Source organism: Sulfurovum sp. NBC37-1, assembly GCF_000010345.1.
GTDB lineage: Bacteria > Campylobacterota > Campylobacteria > Campylobacterales > Sulfurovaceae > Sulfurovum.
On the sequence record NC_009663.1, the window covers coordinates 1228792 to 1247397 of the forward strand.

An 18606-nucleotide genomic window follows, 5' to 3' on the forward strand; every position below is an offset into this window, starting at 1 on the left:
TATGATGAAAAAAAGTAGAATAGCCGTCATAGGCGGCGGTGTTGCGGGTGCAACAGCGGCACTTTACCTTGGGCAGCTGGGACTTGACGTTACCCTGTTTGAGAAGGAGAAAAGTCTCATTAGCGGCCCTCCCTTCTGCCATCTGCACGCGGGAGGGAATCTTTACCGAGAGATCTCTGATGCCCAGTGTGTCACACTTCTAAAACAGTCTGTAGATTTTCTGCGTTACTACCCTTTCATCGTTGATTACCGCCCGACAGTCATTGCCATTCCTGTTGAAGATCACGGAACGCCGGATGCCCTGCTGCCACGCCTGAAACTCCTGGTCGGAGAATATGAAAAGCTCATAGAGGCTGACCCGAAAAACAAGGTACTGGGAGAGAATGAAGCCTATTACAGGCTCTACAGCCGTGAGCAGATGGAATCTCTCAGACAAAAACCTGTCGTACCGATACCAACAAACAGTGACGAATGGATGATCCCTGTAGCCAGGTACATAGACCTTGACAAAGTACAGTTCCCGCTCATTATGGTACAGGAATACGGGCTTAACCTTTTCCGTATGGCTTCCGGTGCGATCCTGGCACTCGAAACTTTGCAGAATGTGGACCTGAAACTGGAGACCATAGTAAGTAATATTCAGGAAGATTGCCGTTCTGGGGCTTGGGAGATCATCTATATCCAGAACGACCGGGCTGTACACGAGCACTTTGACTACCTTATCAATGCGGCAGGTTTCAGATCCGGGAAGATCGATGATCTCATAGGGGTGGAATGCAAACGTATGGTCGAATTCAAAGCTGCCTATATCAGCCGCTGGGAAAGCTGCTGCGACAGCCTCTGGCCGGAGGTCATCTTCCATGGTGAACGCGGGACACCACGGGGCATGGGGCAATTCACCCCTTATCCTGACGGCTATTTCCAGCTTCACGGTATGACAAAGGATATCACGCTCTATGAAGACGGACTGGTCGCCAATACAGCTTTCAGCTGCCAGCCGCACCTGAAACAGGACTTCCTTGAAAAGATCGAAAGATCATGGCGCCCTGAAGAGACAAAACAAAGAACACAAAGTGCCATCAGACACCTCTCGCAGTTCATTCCTGAATTCTCAGAAGCCAAAGTAGGTTCCAAACCGCTGTTCGGGGCACAGCAGATCCCCGGAGATGACCCGACACTGCGTGTGGCCGAAGTTTCCTTCCCCGCACCCAGGTATGCCCGCTGCGAGATCGTAAAAGTCTCTTCCGCCCTAGATATGGCCGATGCGATCGCCAAAGATCTGGTCAAGCTCGGATACCTCCCGCCTTCGGCGCAACATCGCAGGGATCACCATGCCATCTCTACCCTGAAGAAATCAGAGATAGCCAGCTATGCCGAGGAGATCGCAGAAGCAAGACAATACCCGGCCTCTCTCTCCAAACGGACAAATCCAAAGTGACCAGAGTTCAACCTGATTTCAAAAGAAAAGTGGAGATCTGATCTATGATCAAAAACAGTTATACACTTTACAAAAAACTCGAGTCCCTCGAGCTCCTTTCCCACAGGCCACGATACTGGTGGCCCAATGCAGGGAGTTTCGAGGTGGTCGTCGGCGCACTTCTTACGCAGAATACGACATGGAAGAATGTGGAGAAGTCTCTAAAAAATCTTGAAGGGCACCTGACACTTGAAGGCCTTCTAAAGCTGGATGAAGTGCAACTCAAGGAACACATATACCCAAGCGGGTTCTACAACCAGAAAGCCCCAAGACTGCTTACACTTGCCGGAAACATAGCAGAAGATTTCCGTACTTTTGAACGCTTTCAGAGTGAAGTGACACGGGAATGGCTTCTAAAGCAGAAAGGTGTCGGACCCGAAACGGCGGACAGCATCCTATGCTATGCCTGCTTCCGGGATGAAATGGTCGTTGACAGCTACACCCAAAGAGTACTTAGAGAGCATGGTATTGTACTTCAAAACTACACTTCCTACAAAACATTCCTGGAAGAAGGGATTAGAGAACAGTTCCCCAAAGAAGATATCAACCTAATATTCGCCCGCTTTCACGGCATGATCGTGGAGTACAACAAAAAGATGAAACTGAAAGCCTAAATTCCCTATAGAAAGTGATGGCTTTTACAGGGAAAGCGTTCACTGTTTTTAACGACTTCTGCAAAAACTGTCAGTGTCGTTCCTGATACTTCGGCAATTCTTTTCAATGTCTCCAGATACGCTTTATTGAAACCGACAAGCATTTCATACTCTTCCCCACTAAAGCCTATTTCATCGCTTATATTATTTAATATTTCGAATCCATATTTATTCATATCAAGCAACTTGTTCGTATCGCAGTAGAGACCGTCGGAGATATCCATCCCGGCACTCAGGAACGGTCTTGCTTTCGTGACGAAACCGGCTCTCAGTTTCGGTTCATAGAAGCATGAATTCTCTGCGATCGCCTCTCCGCTTAATAGTCTGTCCAGGTCTCGTTTGCACTCACCCAGTGTTCCGGTATAGGCAAGCAGGTCACCCTCTTCCAACCCCTTACGTAAAAGCGGATCATCACTCTGTGAAATGATGGTGATGGAGAGGTGAAGCTTGTCTCCGGCAACGGTATCGCCACCGATGATCTCACAGCCGAACTGGGCAGCCGTGTTCTCCAGGCTTTGCGTCAACGCGTCTATCTCTTCCGTGCTCACATTCTGAGGCAGGGAGACTGTTACCAAAGCGTATTTGGGCTGTGCGTTCATCGCTATGGCATCCGAGAGATTTACCAGCATGGCCTTCCTCCCTATCTGCGTCATGCTCATCCACGCTCTTTTGTAGTGTGTATCTTCAAAGAAGGCATCCATACTGTAGAGTGTATTCCCTACCACAGCGGCATCGTCACCGATATATTTGGAACTCAGTTTGTGAATGAGATAGTGCTCTTTATCCATTTTATATACTTTATATACAGAACATTCTGCAGATTATTTGGCAAAATTGTAACATACTTCTACAGATTTAACACCAAAAGAGTCTGAATTTGGAATGAGAACGAAAAAGTAAGTTATAATCTAGCCAATGATAACAAGAAGGAACGAACTTATGTCATATACACTTAATATCAAAGCATTCTTTTTCAATGCACAAACGGATTATCTTCCTTACTATAAACAATTCAAGGTCACTTTGGATGAAGCGGCAAAAGCCGTTGATATGTTGGCGCAGATCAAAGCGCAGAACGAGAACTTTTCCTATCCTGAAGAGAAATTGGTCTTCAGGATCAACGATCTTGTCGTAGAGGGTGAGCAGCCCATGAAAGAGGTGGTGGAGAGACTCGGTACCGCGCTTCAGATCGATCCTGTCAATGCCTACCGCTCCAACAACGGGCTGATCATAAATGACGATGACTTCATGCAATCCTATGAGTTGCTTGCCCCGTATGCCTCAGAAGAAGACCTGGAGTACTATAAGACACTTTACGCCCTGCATTACGCTTCTGAAACAGAGAAGTTCGACCATGACTACATCGGGGATGCCGTACTTGTGCTGGCACACAGGCTCATTGCCGAAGAGAGCGAACATGCCGAAGTGATCCTGCATACGATCTCCACTGCCCACAGCGGCCTGTTCGAATGCGAATACGAGAACAACCTCTTCAGGGCACAGGATCATACGGATGCCATCGAGGCGCTCAAGCTGATGGTCAAACCACCCAAAAAGACCGAACCGGGATTGATAGATAAAATGACCGCAAAATTCATCAAAAAGCCTGAAACCAAAAAAGCATCTGTCGTACTTATCGAGACCGAAGGTAAAGAGATCGCCTACTATTATGGTGGCGGAAATGACAACTCAGAAGCCGTCGCAAAAAAGATCGCCGCGCTGGGTGCGACCATGACTACATTTGCCAGAGCTCATAAACTCTGCGGACTGGCACTGCTTGAAGACCGCAAAGCGCTTGCATTCAAAAAAGCGGGCATTACACTGCTCGATGCCCTCGACTGCGGAGCGGACATTCTGGTCGTGGAAAATGCCGCTGCCTATGAGATGTTCAAAAAGAACCTTTCCGCCATTGCAAGGACTATGGGTAGAGACATAGAACTGACGCTGATCACCACTGAAGACTTTCTTACTATGAACGAATCAGTAGCCGCTTGATAAAAATGTCTGATGCATTACATTAAATAATGTAATGCATCAGATGAAAAACCGTAACATCCTTCTATTCTATTATCCTATTCTCCCGCCATATTAATTAGACTTAATGACTAAATAGCTATAATCAATGTAAATTGCAACAAAGGACATAGCTACTATGAATACGAACTCAGATGTTAAAATCTACGAATATGATGCTGTGATTGTCGGTGCCGGTCTTGCCGGTCTCGCTGCTGCCAAAGAACTGACAGCTGCGGGGAAAAAGACTGCGGTCATCACCAAGCTTCATCCCCTGAGGTCACACTCGGGTGCTGCACAGGGTGGTATCAATGCCGCTTTGGGTAAAGACGACTCTACGGAACTACATGAATTTGATACAGTCAAAGGGTCTGACTACCTTGCGGACCAGGATGCAGTCGAACTTATGTGTACCAAAGCCCCTGAAACGATCCGGTGGGCAGAGCACATGGGAACGGTCTTCTCCAGAGATGAAGAAGGTGATATCGCTATCAGACCATTCGGCGGCCAGTCCAAACCCCGTGCCTGCTATGCGAAAGACAGAACCGGGCTTGCATTGCTCCAGGCAATCTACGAGCAGGCATTCCGTGAAGGTATTGAAGTATTTGATGAGTGGTACTGCGCAGACCTGCTGTATGAAGACGGGAAAGTTTCAGGGGTCTCTGCTTTCAACATTCGTAATTCAGAGCCGGCTATTTTCAATGCAAAAGTAACCATGTTTGCGACAGGCGGACATGCAAGAGCGTACAGATTTAACTCCAATGCGCATGCCAATACGGGTGATTCACTTTCAATCGTTGCAAGACACGGCCTTCCGCTTGAAGATATGGAATTCGTACAGTTCCACCCGAGCGGACTCGGTGGTTCGGGGGTACTTATCTCTGAAGCAGCACGTGGTGAAGGGGGTCGTCTTTACAATTCTGAAGGTGAAAGATTTATGTCCAAGTATGCTCCCAATGCTATGGAGCTTGCATCAAGGGATGTTGTAAGCCGTGCGATCATGGAAGAGGTCCGTCAGGGACGCGGTGTGGGTAAGGACGGTCAGTCCGTGAATATCGACCTGACGCACCTCGACCCAGAGATCATTCTGACAAGACTGCCGGAGCTTCGTGAACTCGCCATCGCTTTCCAGGGGCAGGATATGCTTAAAGAGCCTATCCATATCTCTGCAACGGCACACTACTCCATGGGGGGTATTCCGGTCAATATCGACTGTCAGGTACGCAAAAGCCCTACGGAGTTCGTAGAAGGTTTCTATGCTGCGGGTGAATGTTCCTGTGTTTCCGTACACGGAGCAAACAGACTGGGTGCCAACTCGGTACTCGAAGCCCTGCTTTTCGGACGTCATGCCGGTGAAAACATGGTAAAAGCACTTGATGAAGGTGTAGAATTGCGTAAAGCGAACAAAGCAGATGCACAGAGAATGCTCGATGAGCTCAAGAGGATCAAGACATCCAATGGAACAGAGAGGGTTGCGGACCTCAGAACGGAACTGCAGAACGGGATGACAGCTGATGCAGGTGTATTCAGGACTAAAGAATCACTGGAAAGACAGCTCAAACTGATCGACAGACTGCTGAAGCGCTTCAATAACATCCGTATTGATGACAAGTCTCATACTTTTAACACCGAATTGCAGGAAGCTCTTGAGCTTGGTCATATGCTTGAGTTCTCCAAATTCATTGTCGTAGGCGCGCTCAACAGAGAAGAGAGCCGCGGTGGCCACTACCGTGAAGACTTCCCGACACGAGATGATGAAAGATTCCTCAAACATACGTACGCCTATATGGATGAAGACTTCAACATAACCACGGAATGGGGAGACGTTGTCCTCGGCAAGTTTGAACCTAAAGAAAGAACATATTAAGGAGGGCATGATGAGTGATACAAGAAAAGTAACGATAAAAGCATTCAGATTCAATGCTGAAACAGACTATCTTCCATACTATAAAGAGTATGAGATGGAAGTGGGAAAAGATGAACTCATTCTCGACCTCCTCAACAGGATCAAATGGGAACATGACGGTTCTTTCTCCTACAGACGTTCATGCAGGCACGGTATCTGCGGTGCCTGTGCGATCAAGGTGAACGGAAGAGCGACACTGGCATGTAAACAGAATGCCATTGAACTGCTTGATCTGTTCAACAATGAACTGGTATTTGAACCTTCCAGTAAAAAACGCGTGGTTAAAGATATGATCATCGACAAAAAGGACTTCTGGGACAAACATGCGGCGGTCCAGCCGTATGTAGTTGCAGATATCGACCCGCATCCCGAGCATGAAACAAAGCAGAGTATTGCAGAATTCAACAAATTCCTTGATTCTGACCTTTGTATCCAGTGTGGTGCCTGTCACTACTCCTGTCCTGCACTTGAAGCGAATCCTGACTATCTCGGGCCTGCAGCACTCAATGCAGCATACCGATTCACGGTCGATACCAGAGACCATGCCGGCAAAGAGAGACTTGAACTCACAGCTGAACCGGGTGTGGGTGTCTGGGACTGTGTGAAGTGTTTCGAGTGTGCCGAAGCCTGCCCCAAAGATATCAATCCTATCGAGAAGATCACTAAATTGCACAATATGCAGTTTGAGCAGCATGTGGCAAAAAGCAATGTCGCTACAAGACACGCGGAAGGTTTTGTACGAAGTATCAAAAAGCACGGTTTCCTTGACGAAGCGGATATCGTGGTATATTCAGAGGGGTACCTCGGTATGTACAAACACCTCAAAACCGCGATGAAAATGATGAAAGCCGGCAAGATCCACTGGAACGACGGACTGCCTTGGGTGGACAATGTGCCTAAATCCAAAAATCTTGATGAAATCCAGAAACTCATCGAGATCTCACAAACGAACAAGCTGTAAGGAGAAACGATGAGCAAATTAAAATATGCACTATTTACAGGATGTACCGCAAAGCAGTCCACACCTGAACTACTGTCATCTACGCTTGCAGTAGCGGATAAACTGGGTATCGAAATCACCATTCTGGAAGAGGCTTCCTGCTGCGGCGCGAGCCATCTTCAGGACTTCGACGAATTCCTGGCACATGTACTGAATGCAAGGAACATCTGCTATGCAGAAAAGCTTGGTCTTACCATGATCACCATCTGTAACACCTGTCAGCTCAACTCTGCCATGACAAAACATGCGCTTGACACGGATCCGGATCTCAAAGCGAGGGTCAACGAGAAACTTGCAGAGGTAGGCTTGGAATACAAGGGTACTTCAGAGATCAAACACTTCCTCTACTGCCTCATCGACGAGTATGGTCTTGAAAACATCAAGGATAAGGTGGAGGTACCACTCAGCCATCTGAACATTGCGCCATTTTACGGATGTCACAACATCCGCCCGTCCGAACTGCACCACACGAGCAACGGCGGAGAGAACCCGTACAACCCTACCTCACTCGACCAGCTCATCGATGCGCTCGAGGGCCATCCGGTCAACTACGACCACAAGAACAAGTGCTGCGGTTTCCACGTAGAGCTTCAGGCGAACCATACCTCAGAAATACTTGCAGGTAATGCCATGGTAGATGCTATCGACAACAATGCTGATATCATGGTAACACCCTGCCCACTCTGCCATCTCAAGATGGATACCTACCAGGACGATGTAGGCAAGGTTATCGGACGCGATATAGAACTTCCCGTTCTTCACATGCCTCAAATGGTTGCGCTTGCACTCGGCTGTACACCAAAAGAGATCGGACTGAACTACCACGTTCAGAAAGCCACTCACCTTACGGCATAACTGCTGACATACTTCCGTATTCTGCGGGAGTATCTGTTTTTCTCCCAACTAAATATTTCAAATTTAACTATGATTAGTATTAATCCACTATAATGCAAAAAATATAATTTTAGGAATATTTCATGTTCAAAATAATACTTGCCTGGCTCTTCGGTGCCCTCATCCTTATACAGGCCATCCAAATATCCATACCCAAACCCGAAAAGGTCACTCCGGATGAAGAGATCAAGGCACCCGCAGAGATCATGAAGATGCTGAAGACTTCCTGCTATGACTGCCACTCCTATGAAACGAAAATGCCATGGTACGGTAATATAGCGCCTCTCTCATGGGAAGTCAAGAGCCATATCAAAGAGGGACGTGAGTGGCTGAACTTTCAGACATGGTACCGTTATGATGATGACAAGAAACAGAAACTCTACAAGGGCATTGCAAAGACCATAAACTTTTCTATGCCTATGCCAATGTATCTTAGCCTGCATGAAGAGGCCAAACTCAGTAGAGAACAAAGAAGACAGATAAAAGAATGGGCGGAAAGTAACATCAAAGAGGATTATTGATCAAATAAGATAATTTTTGTCCTATTTGTTAATTATTTATGTTATAATAACTGTACAAAACCAAATTAAAAGGATATAACATGCCAAAAATTAATAAATATGTTGACATCGACACAGTAGAAAGAGAAGCAAAAAAAGACCTTATCGACAGACACTCACCGTTCATCACCGTTTTAGGTGACGCAAAAAAAGGTGAAATGCTTGCAGTAAACGTTAAAATGGGTCAGGAATACACTCACCCGGATGATTTCGACCACTACATCGAGTCTATCACACTTTTTGACGGTGACACAAAACTCGCTATGGCTACATTCGTACCGGGAACACTCGGTAACGAAAAATCTCATGCTGAAGTAACATTCAACATCAGACCAATGAAAAGCAAACTTAACCTTGTTGCACACGGTTACTGTACAAAACACGGAATCTGGGAATCTACTCCTGTTGAAGTAGCTGTAGCAGACTAATACAAGGCCCGCTATGCGGGTTTTAGAAGCCTTTTCAGGGTTGACTAAGTACTTTCTACTACTTTATTTTTTCCACTATTTTTCGCTTTGTAAAGTGCTCTGTCTGCTCTATCAATAACATTATGTATACTTGTATTACTTTCCTTATTAACTAATGCTACACCACAACTTATTGTAAACTTCAATTCATTTCCATCTTCAAGAGTTCTAACAAGATTTTCAACTTTTTTTCTTATTTTTTCAGCAATTGTAAGAACACTTTTACCATTTGTATTTGCTAAAAGTATTATAAACTCTTCTCCGCCCCATCTACATACAATATCACTTTGTCTACTTCCTCTTTTTAAGATTGTGGCTAAATCCACAATAACATCATCACCAACTTTATGTCCATAGGTATCATTTATTTTTTTAAAATTATCAATATCTATCACTATGATGGCTATCTCTGTATCATTTCTTTTTGCAAGTTCCAAGAATGGCTCTGTTAAACTTTCAAAATGTCTTCGATTAAATAACTCAGTCAATGGGTCTGTAGATGCCAATTTTTTTAATTTTTCATTTGTTTTATTCAACTCTTTAGTTCGCTTTTCGACTTTTGACTCTAAAGCTTTTTTAGAGTACCATAGTTCTCGAAAATAAAAAATAATAAAAGGTACTAGAAACATTACAAACCATAAAGAATTCATCAAGCTTTTAAACAGAGAATCTTTTAATAATGATTTAACATAACTAGTTTCGATATCTGCCGCAACTAGATAGGTTACCTTACCTTTTGTCAGCATTGGGATAAATACACTACGAAAGTCTCCCCACTTGTCAGAATATTCAGCAAACTGTATTTTACCCGTATCAAAAGCCATTTTAACTTCTGGAGGGACATCATCATAATGTGTAAAATAGGTTGCTAAATTGTGGTGAGTTTTCCGTTCTTCAGCAGTTCCACTTGAAGAGGAAAAGTATATTTTGCCATCTTTTAATATTAATGAATAAATATATTTCAGTCCCATTACATCAGCAACCTTAGAAATTAAGATAATATTTCTCCAGTCTTCCTCTTTGCTAACAGTATCTTTATTCATTTCTTTTTTATGGAAATTACTAGAAAGCAGTAAAGGTAAAATTTTAGCACCAGATATAAGTTTTGTATCTATTTCTTTGTATATTCTATTCTTCTCTTCTATATAGTTATTTACAGTAAAATAGCCAACCCAAAAGAGATATAAAATTATTGCAAGTAATATTTTTTTAGAATTGGCATTTTTATACTGCACACTTCCCCTTTTGATTTTAGACTGATAATAAATACATATAACTCTAAATAGTCAACCCTGAAAAAACTACTTCTCAGACAAGCCAACTATTCTATACCATTAATTCTACCACAACCTGTGTAAAGCATCAGATAAAAATCAGCATATTTTCGTCTTTCCTCTGCTCTGATATACCACATTTTTGAAAGTGAGTGAGGTAACGTAAAAATAATTCTGTAAATTCCAAACCAGCTATGATAAAAAGAAAAAGGAATCATAGCAGTGGAAGTAAGAGAAAATAAGATAGAGTTGGCACCACTGTTTATAGCCAATAAAAACAGAAGGCTTTAGACAGATAGGTGAGAAGATTATCTGTCCACACTAAAACGTCTTTGCCATTTTTCTCTCAACTTTGGGTAACGGTGTTTCAGAGTGTTCAACTCTTTTTCCAGCTTGGAGTTGAAATCAACCTCTTTCTTTTTCAGTATCTGCAGGAAAGCGATACGGCGTTCTACAAAATAGAAGTAGAGCAGGACACTGATCGCAGCGGCATAGAGGCACCAGACAGAAGTCAAACCGTATGGGATGAAAACATAGACAAGGACTAGAAATAAAAAGTTCAGTAAACCAAAAAGCTGTATAGCGATACTTCGGCTCAAAAGTAGTGCACCGCATGTGGTCAGAACGTACAGGATCCCTACCCAGATTTTGTCTGTCCATTCATTGACATAGACCAGTATATGATTTTTTACATAAACAGAGGTAGATTCTTCGGCAAGTCCGTAGAGTGTATACGCCGTAAGGATACCACCGATAACCATCAGTACCCCTATCAGTTTTCTCCGTGTTCCTGCCGGCTCGATGAGCCAGAGTGACAAAGGAATGAGGAATTGCAGCAATCCCTGTGCATAGAATACGAAAATACCTTCCGCAAGACCCAGAGCACGAGGACCGATCAAGCCATACATCCCCAGCCAGACAAATCCCTGCGTGAACTGATGCAGTGCAAAGAGAAACGGCAAGCTGGCAAAGGCCACCTCTTTGGGTATGCTGACCTTTTTGAAAGTTAGGATTGCTACGACAAAAAGTGCACCCGAAAGGGTAAAATTCAAAATAATAGAAAACATAGGATTATTATACTTAAACCCTCTGAATATAGAATTGACTAATAGAATGGGATCTTCAGAACAGTGCTCTATACCAGAGGATCATCACTATCAATATACCATTGAAGTATCGTCTCCCAGGCCTCTTCAGCCGTTTCTACAAAGGTAAATATATCCATGTCTTCCGGGTCTATTACACCCTCTTCCACAAAACCTTCAAAATAGACCATGTTTTTCCAGTAGCTTTCCCCTACGAATATGATGGGAATGGGATCGACTTTTCGTGTCTGAACCAGAGTCAGGACCTCAAAACACTCATCCATGGTACCAAAACCGCCAGGAAAAACCACCAGTGCCTTGGCACGTCTGAGAAAATGCATTTTCCTGACAGCAAAGTAATGGAGCCGGAAACAGAGTTCAGGTGTGATATAGGGATTGGGGTACTGTTCATACGGCAAAGTGATGTTCAGTCCTATCGTTTTAGCACCGACATCAAAAGCCCCACGGTTCGCCGCTTCCATTATGCCCGGCCCTCCCCCTGTCATCAGTGTGACTCTTGCGTCATCAGGACCTTTCCCCGAATTACCTACAAGCCGTCCAAATTCCCTTGCCGTATCGTAATAATGGGTTTTTGCCAATAGGTTTTTAGTCGTACGCAACTCCCTTTCCATGTCACTGTTATCACCTTTGTCACTAAGGCTCTCCTCGAGTTTTTCGATACGTCTTTTTATTTCAGATTCTTCGGAAATACGTGTTGAACCAAAAACTACAATAGTATGCTCTATGCCATGTTCTTTCAGCAGTAACTCTGTTTTAAGGTAATCTACTTCAAGCCTAACGCCACGTACTTCATCTCTTCGAAGAAAATCAGAATCACTGTCTGCCTCTATATAATTGTGGTTACGCATAATAGCTTCAATACGTTCACGTACCTCAGGTTCTTCCTCTTCAGGTTTAGGGTGCTGCCATGGCATTAGCTTTTTATGAACTTTTGGTATCTTGTAAAACATTTCTTTTTTATTGTTTTTTTCTTGCATATCAGAACTCACTTTTTACTTTTTTTCAATGAACTACCCCGCTGCAAGCAACGGGGTATCAAATGGTTTTTAAATTTATCATCGGGACGGAACCCTCGATAAATTATTTTGACAGACTCCAACCGATACAAGCATCGGGAAAATTTTTTAGATAATATATACGTTCACCAGAGGAAAATCCATTCCCGATAGTTCTTGCTATACGGCTGTAAGTATCGTTTTAGCGTAATGACCTTATAGACGCATAAAACTTTTTTCCAGACTCTCGCTGAAGGTGGGATGCGCCAGTATCGTCCGTTTGGCGAGTGTGGCATCCATCTCTCCGGCGATCGCCATGGCAACGATGGCAACAAGCTCTTCTGCATGGGGCGCAAAGATCTCGGCACCTATGATGAAGTTCTCTTCATCACTGTAGACAGCCATGAGCCCGAGGTCGGCATCGTTGATATGCGGATAGGGCAATCCTCCCAGCGGCACGCTGCTCTCATGATAGATCACACCCTCATCCTCCAGTTGCGAGCGTATCTTTCCGACATAGGCATAGGATGAGGGCAGCGTATGTATGAATTTGACGATATTATCTATACGTATCGCTTCACGCTGCTTCCCAAGGATACGGCGGACCACATAGAGTACTTCCGCCCGGGCGGCATGGGCAAGCTGAATCTTTCCGTTGCAGTCTCCGACGGCGTAGTGGTCTCGCAGCGTCGTTTCAAAATGCATGTCCGTCTCTATCCCTTTTTTGCCGACCTTCACTTCCTCGGTCTGTATGGCAGCCGTATTGGCACGCCGGCCGGTGGCTACCAGCAGTTTGGGTACGTAGTGCTCTTTCCCATCACCAAAGACGATATGCACGCCGCGCTTCGTCTTCTTAGCCGTTTTGATCGTCTGGTATCCCATCAGGGTCACACCGAGATTCTCGAACTGTTTCATCAAATGCTTTGAGATCGTAGGATGTGCTTTCCTCAAAAGCCTATCATGCCGCCAGATCAGCTCGGTCTCTATTCCTGCAGCCGCAAAAAAGCTTGCCATTTCCAGACCGATCGCTCCGGAGCCGTACACTGCGATCTTCTCGGGAAGCTCCTTCATATTGAGCACATCGTCACTGCTGATGACATCTTCTCCGTCATAGTCGACCCCCTCAGGGATAAATGCAGAGGATCCTGTACCGATGACGATATGTTTTGCCGTAATAGTACGGTCAGCGACTTTTACGGTATATGGTGCGGTAAGGACCCCTTCCCCGTCTATCAGCTCCACATCGCTGCACTGCTTTGTGATCGCACCCGTCGCCCTGGAGAGCATGGCCTCTTTTTCGGCATCGAGTTTTGCCATATCCAGGGCTATCTTCCCCGTAAAATGGTTCTTTCTTGAAGCCAGGACCGTTTCAGCGGCATGCAGGTACATTTTGGAAGGGATACACCCGTTATGCAGGCAGGTCCCTCCCAGATGTACCATCTTTTTTTCTACCAGTGCCGTTCTCAGCCCGGCTTTCGCCGCAGTTACGGCACCCGCATAGTTCAGGCCTCCGCCCAGAAAAAGAATATCATAGTCGTAAATCATTGTGCTACCTCCTTAAAGAACATTTCATCCTGTGCCAGTGTTTTGAGTTCCTGCATGAACAATGCCGCCTGATATCCGTTAACGATGCGATGGTCGACCGTGAGAGTAACGGTGATCCTTCCCTCAATCTCACTGCCGATCGCCGCTATGGCACAGTCATCTTTGTTAATCATCGCATCGAACTGTTCAATACCGGTCATCCCCAGATTGGAGATTCCGAAGGTCGAACCTGTCAGGTCCTCCTTCGTCAGTTTCTTTTGGGAGATCTTTGTCTTGAACTGATGCAGTTCTTCTGCGATCGCCGCAGGGTTCTTTGTGTTCACTGTCTTGAATACCGGCATATAGAGGTACTCGCCATGGGCCATGGCAACGGAGATGGAAGCATTCGGCCAGAGTTGCATATGATCGTCCGTCAATGTTAAACGGAAATACTTCTGCCGCATCATCGCTTCAGCAAAGAGTTTGAGCAACCAGACCGTGATCGTCAGATCTTTGGATACATAGTGGTTCAGCAACGTGGCATCGATACGGTCCGTCATATGGTAGACCGGACGTTTCTGCGCAGCATTCACGATGGCTATCATCGCTTTGTGCGGCATGTCGATCGGTTCGGGCAGAGGTACTTCATGCGATTGGATATAGGCTATGATCTCGGCTTCGTCATGCTTCTTCCGCGCCTCGAAAAGATCGATCGAAAGGTTGTACCTGGCTATGAGTTCAAGTGCTTTGGGGGTAAAGTAGCGACGCAACCAATATCCTTTTACATCTGCCGAATGTGCCGGGACAGGCAGTTTGCCTTCATTCTGAAGTGTTTCAATGTCAAGACCGTACTTCGCGGCAAGCGCTCTGGCTCTTGGCGATGCATTGCCTCCGGTATAGGAGGACTTCTCTTCTGTTGAAGTATCAGAAATCCCCATAAGTATATCGATGGCACTTGGTACAGATGCCTGGGTTTCAACAGGTGCTTTTTTCGTTTCTACTGCAGGAGGACGCTTCTCTTTTACAGGTACGGTTTCTGTAGGTTTTTGGGCTGCAGAGACTGACGTGCTGTTTTGCTCTTTGGATTTTTCTTCCGTTTTAACACTGCTTCCTGAGCCCACATCCGTATCGATCACCGCCATCGGCGTTCCGACCGGCACGGTACTACCCGCATCTATGAGCAGTTCTTTTACCGTCCCGCTTTTGAAGATCTGTATCTCCATGACCGCTTTGTCGCTCTCGACCTCTGCGATTACGTCACCGTTCCTGACCACATCCCCCGGCCGGATCTTCCATTCTACCAGTTGTCCTTCATCCATCGAATCCGATAGACGGGGCATCACGACCTTGTAGTCCATAGCACTCCTCCTGTCCTTTTATTTATCTTCTTGGCTGCATCATACTTTTAAAAAAAATCTGCTGTGCCAGTTTTCCGAAGCTTTCCGTCAGTGTCGGATGCGGATGGATCGTTTTCATTACATCCATCGCTTTGAGTTCATTGGCAACGATCAGAGAAGCTTCACCACTGAGAGAAGAAGCATCCTCACTCACGATCTGAATACCGCGTATGATCCCGCTTTTCTTTTCTATGACGAATTTCAGGAAGCCCTCTTCCGCTTTGTCAAGCTGGGCACGGGCATCCACGGCATAGTCGTAACGTTCTACGGACACTTCCATCCCCTGTTTCTGTGCATCCGCTTCGCTAAGCCCCACAGAGGCGATCTGCGGATCTGAGAAGAGTACCCAGCTGAGTTTGGACATATCTGTTTTATGCTTCATAGGTGCGAAAATATTATGGATGGCTATCCCCGCTTCATAGGTGGCCCAGTGTGCGAACTTCGGCCCTACCGTACAGTCTCCTACCGCATAGATGTTCTCCTGCGTGGTCTGCAGCGTTTCATCGACATGGATACCGTGCCGGTCGAAGTCCACGCCTACAGTTTCAAGTCCGAGACCTTCCACATTGGCAGCGCGTCCCGTAGCGATGAGCAGATAGGGTGTTTCAAGGACTTTTGCTTCACCGTCCTGCGTATAGCTGACGGAGAACGCCCCCTCTTCACCCTCTATTTTTCCAAAAGTGACATTGAGCTGCACATCGATGCCCTCACGTATCATCTTCTCCTGCACCACCATGGCTGATTCTTCATCGATGTGCTTCAGAATTCTTTCACCCCGTTCAAGCATGTGGCATTTGGTTCCCAGTTTGTTGAACATCTGTACCAGCTCACAGCTGATCGCTCCCGCACCGATAAAGGTGATCTCTTCGGGAAGTTCCGTTTTTTCAAAAACTTCCGCATTGGTCCAGGCATTTTTGACCCCTTTCCCTTCAAAGGGAGGAAGGAATGCTGCAGCACCTGTCGCGATGATCGCATGGTCAAAGGCGATCTTCTCTCCATCGACATCAATGGTATGCGTATCGGTGAAGCGTGCCGTTCCCTGTCTGAACTCCAGGTTCGGAAACCTCTCCACTTGTTTCAACGCCCCCATCGACCTGCGTTTGAGTATCTGCTTTTTGTCCTCAAGTACGGCTTCCCAGTGTATCTGCTCTTTGCCATCGACATCGATATGAAAGGCTTTCATCTCCTTGAATATTTCAAACCGGTTGGCGGCATTCTCCAGTACTTTGGAGGGAATACATCCTTCAAAAAGGCATTCTCCGCCGGGTGCATCTCTCTTGTCGACGAGCAATACGCTTTTACCAAACTGTGCCGCTGCCATAGCCGCAGGCGTACCGCCGGGCCCTGCCCCTATGACTACGAGATCATATTTCTTCATTCTTTTTCCTTTGTTTGAAAGGCTCTTACTTACCTTCCAGTATCTGCAAAGCTTCCTCGACAGAAGCGTTCTTGACCGTGACCGCATAAATGGCATCCGCCATACGGATAGCTTCATCGAGTGGACGCTGGTGGATGTTGCGCCCCGTTCCGTTCCCGCGGCTTTCGCCATGGTGTATCTGTTCATGCAGTTCCATCAGGAATGCTTCAGGCGACGTTTTGTCCCCGCCTTCACACAGCACACCTGTCCGTCCCGCAGCGGTTGTCACCTCTTTCAACCCCTCAGTATCGAGTTTACCGTCTATGTACGGTACTTTGAGTTTTGCAAAATCCGCTCCGAGTGCCGCACCTACTCCGGCCGCACCGGCAATGAGATGTCTGTCATGCTGGTCTTTGACAAAATTGCCTTTCGGGTAGATCCAGAGCACAGCGATCCAGCCGTTGAGATGCGCCTCATGCACGATACGTGCCGCTTCGCGCAGCATGGCATGTTCATGTTCGCTGCCCAGATAAAGCGTATACCCCACCCCACGTATATCCAGCCCACTGCTCTTTTGAAAACGGACGATATCTTCCACTTCCAACCACTGCTGTGAGTAAGGGTCTTTGGCTTCGTAGGGGATGAGATTGGTCTTGGCATTGAGTTTTACCAGATAGGGAATATCGCTGTAGTCACGTCCGTAACGGGTAATGAGCCCGAACTGTGTCGCAAAGACACCGATGTCGGCTTTTGAGGCGATCTTGAAAAGATGTTCGGGGTCATTGTCTTCGAGCGGAATACCTTCACCGTAGAAGTCATTGTTGAGATGCTCGACTTTCTGGTCTCCGGCAAAGAGCATTAGCCGTCCGCTTCCGCCGGTCGTTTTCTCGAAATTCTCAATAAACGCTTTTTCTTTATCGGCAGGGACATCTGCCGGGAGTGTCATTTTCATCATCTTCTCCTTACGCTTCCATTTTTTTCGCGACATAATCGGCAAGTTCCAGCAGGCGCTGCGAATAGCCGTATTCGTTATCATACCATGCCAGCACTTTGACCATACGCTCACCTACAACCGCCGTCGAGAGACCGTCGATAATGCTTGAGTGCAGATTACCCAGCATATCGGAGGAGACGACCTCTTCCGTCGTAATATCAAGAATACCTTTCATCTCGCCCCCAGCCGCGGTACTGTATGCCTTGTTCACCTCTTCGGCAGTCACCGGCTTGTTCAGCAGTGCCACGATCTCAGTCACCGCACCATCAGGTACCGGTACGCGCAGCGCCATCGCTTCCATCTTGCCTTTGAGTGCAGGGATCACCTCTGTTGTCGCGATCGCCGCACCTGTCGTAGTCGGTATGATGTTTACCGCTGCCGCACGGCCGCGTCTGCGTTTTTTCGCACGCTTGTCCACCGTTGTCTGTGTCGAAGTATAGGCATGAGTTGTTGTGATCATCGCATTTTCTACACCGAAATTCTCTTCGAGCACTTTCATGGCAGGTGCCAGTGAATTGGTCGTACAGGAAGCATTGGAGAGGATATGATGCGCCGCGGGATCGTATTCGTTCTCATTGACCCCGAGCACGATCGTTTTGTCCACATTTTTCCCGGGAGCGGAAATGATCACTTTTTTTGCACCGGCTTCAAGATGCTGTGCCGCAAGGCTGCCTTCGGTGAAATGTCCCGTACACTCCAGCACAATATCGATATTCAGCTCTTTCCACGGCAGTTCGCGGGGGTCATGGCTGCTGACGATCGCGATCTCGTGCCCGTCGATAATGAGTTTTTTCTCTTCCGTACCGATGTCGAAATCCGCCCGTCCGTGTACAGAGTCATATTTAAGCAGATAGGCTGCATCTTCAACACTCGATGTATTGGCGGCGACAATTTCACAATGTGCGGGCAGTGCATGTATATAGTGTCTGAGTACCTGATTCCCTATGCGTCCGAGTCCGTTGATAGCAATACGTTTTTTCATGAAGTTT

Annotated in this window: 17 protein-coding genes; 8 read left to right on the forward strand and 9 right to left on the reverse strand. The window is 46.4% G+C overall.

What is annotated here, in order from left to right:
- Position 1: 1 nt before the first annotated feature.
- Positions 2-1438, forward strand: coding sequence for an FAD-dependent oxidoreductase (locus SUN_RS06175; RefSeq protein ID WP_011980884.1), 1437 nt, complete (start codon positions 2-4; stop codon positions 1436-1438).
- Positions 1439-1485: 47 nt separating this feature from the next.
- A complete protein-coding gene (locus tag SUN_RS06180; protein WP_198407656.1) occupies positions 1486-2091 on the forward strand; it encodes a 3-methyladenine DNA glycosylase in 606 nt (201 codons plus the stop codon).
- Positions 2092-2096: 5 nt separating this feature from the next.
- On the opposite strand, the gene SUN_RS06185 is transcribed toward SUN_RS06180, so the two are convergent.
- Positions 2097-2918 carry a thiamine-phosphate kinase gene (locus tag SUN_RS06185; protein ID WP_011980886.1) on the reverse strand — a complete coding sequence of 274 codons (822 nt, stop codon included), beginning with the start codon at positions 2916-2918 and terminating at the stop codon, positions 2097-2099.
- A gap of 151 nt (positions 2919-3069) precedes the next feature.
- Between SUN_RS06185 and SUN_RS06190 the strand changes: the two genes are divergently transcribed.
- The 6 genes from SUN_RS06190 (at position 3070) to SUN_RS06215 (ending at position 8931) form a co-directional block, all read left to right on the forward strand.
- Positions 3070-4125, forward strand: coding sequence for a hypothetical protein (locus tag SUN_RS06190; protein ID WP_011980887.1), 1056 nt, complete (start codon positions 3070-3072; stop codon positions 4123-4125).
- A gap of 157 nt (positions 4126-4282) precedes the next feature.
- A complete protein-coding gene (locus SUN_RS06195; protein ID WP_011980888.1) occupies positions 4283-6010 on the forward strand; it encodes an FAD-binding protein in 1728 nt (575 codons plus the stop codon).
- A 10-nt stretch (positions 6011-6020) separates the two neighbouring features.
- Positions 6021-7010, forward strand: coding sequence for a succinate dehydrogenase/fumarate reductase iron-sulfur subunit (gene sdhB, locus SUN_RS06200; RefSeq protein ID WP_011980889.1), 990 nt, complete (start codon positions 6021-6023; stop codon positions 7008-7010).
- A 9-nt stretch (positions 7011-7019) separates the two neighbouring features.
- Positions 7020-7904 (forward strand): CoB--CoM heterodisulfide reductase iron-sulfur subunit B family protein, encoded by an 885-nt coding sequence (locus SUN_RS06205; RefSeq protein WP_011980890.1) that lies wholly within the window; start codon positions 7020-7022, stop codon positions 7902-7904.
- A gap of 122 nt (positions 7905-8026) precedes the next feature.
- Complete coding sequence (locus SUN_RS06210; protein ID WP_011980891.1) at positions 8027-8464, forward strand: heme-binding domain-containing protein; 438 nt, start codon at positions 8027-8029, stop codon at positions 8462-8464.
- Between the two features lie 80 nt (positions 8465-8544).
- Positions 8545-8931 (forward strand): class II SORL domain-containing protein, encoded by a 387-nt coding sequence (locus tag SUN_RS06215; protein WP_011980892.1) that lies wholly within the window; start codon positions 8545-8547, stop codon positions 8929-8931.
- Between the two features lie 44 nt (positions 8932-8975).
- Here the strand turns inward: SUN_RS06215 and SUN_RS13030 are convergent, their stop codons facing one another.
- The 8 genes from SUN_RS13030 to gap form a co-directional block, all read right to left on the reverse strand.
- Complete coding sequence (locus tag SUN_RS13030; RefSeq protein ID WP_011980893.1) at positions 8976-10205, reverse strand: GGDEF domain-containing protein; 1230 nt, start codon at positions 10203-10205, stop codon at positions 8976-8978.
- Between the two features lie 347 nt (positions 10206-10552).
- A complete protein-coding gene (locus SUN_RS06225; RefSeq protein ID WP_011980894.1) occupies positions 10553-11311 on the reverse strand; it encodes a DUF6629 family protein in 759 nt (252 codons plus the stop codon).
- 68 nt (positions 11312-11379) lie between these two features.
- Entirely contained in the window at positions 11380-12300 is a 921-nt protein-coding gene (locus SUN_RS06230) for a TIGR00730 family Rossman fold protein (RefSeq protein ID WP_232501357.1), read from the reverse strand.
- Positions 12301-12561: 261 nt separating this feature from the next.
- Complete coding sequence (locus SUN_RS06235; protein ID WP_011980896.1) at positions 12562-13890, reverse strand: dihydrolipoyl dehydrogenase family protein; 1329 nt, start codon at positions 13888-13890, stop codon at positions 12562-12564.
- Positions 13887-15227 carry a 2-oxo acid dehydrogenase subunit E2 gene (locus SUN_RS06240; RefSeq protein ID WP_011980897.1) on the reverse strand — a complete coding sequence of 447 codons (1341 nt, stop codon included), beginning with the start codon at positions 15225-15227 and terminating at the stop codon, positions 13887-13889. Before SUN_RS06240 ends, SUN_RS06235 begins: the two co-directional genes overlap by 4 nt.
- Positions 15228-15249: 22 nt before the next feature.
- Positions 15250-16644, reverse strand: a complete 1395-nt coding sequence (locus SUN_RS06245; protein WP_011980898.1) for a dihydrolipoyl dehydrogenase family protein — start codon at positions 16642-16644, stop codon at positions 15250-15252.
- 25 nt (positions 16645-16669) lie between these two features.
- Positions 16670-17575: an aldolase gene (locus tag SUN_RS06250; protein ID WP_011980899.1), complete on the reverse strand. Its 906-nt coding sequence runs from the start codon at positions 17573-17575 to the stop codon at positions 16670-16672.
- A gap of 10 nt (positions 17576-17585) precedes the next feature.
- Positions 17586-18599: a type I glyceraldehyde-3-phosphate dehydrogenase gene (gene gap / locus SUN_RS06255; protein ID WP_011980900.1), complete on the reverse strand. Its 1014-nt coding sequence runs from the start codon at positions 18597-18599 to the stop codon at positions 17586-17588.
- Positions 18600-18606 lie beyond the last annotated feature (7 nt).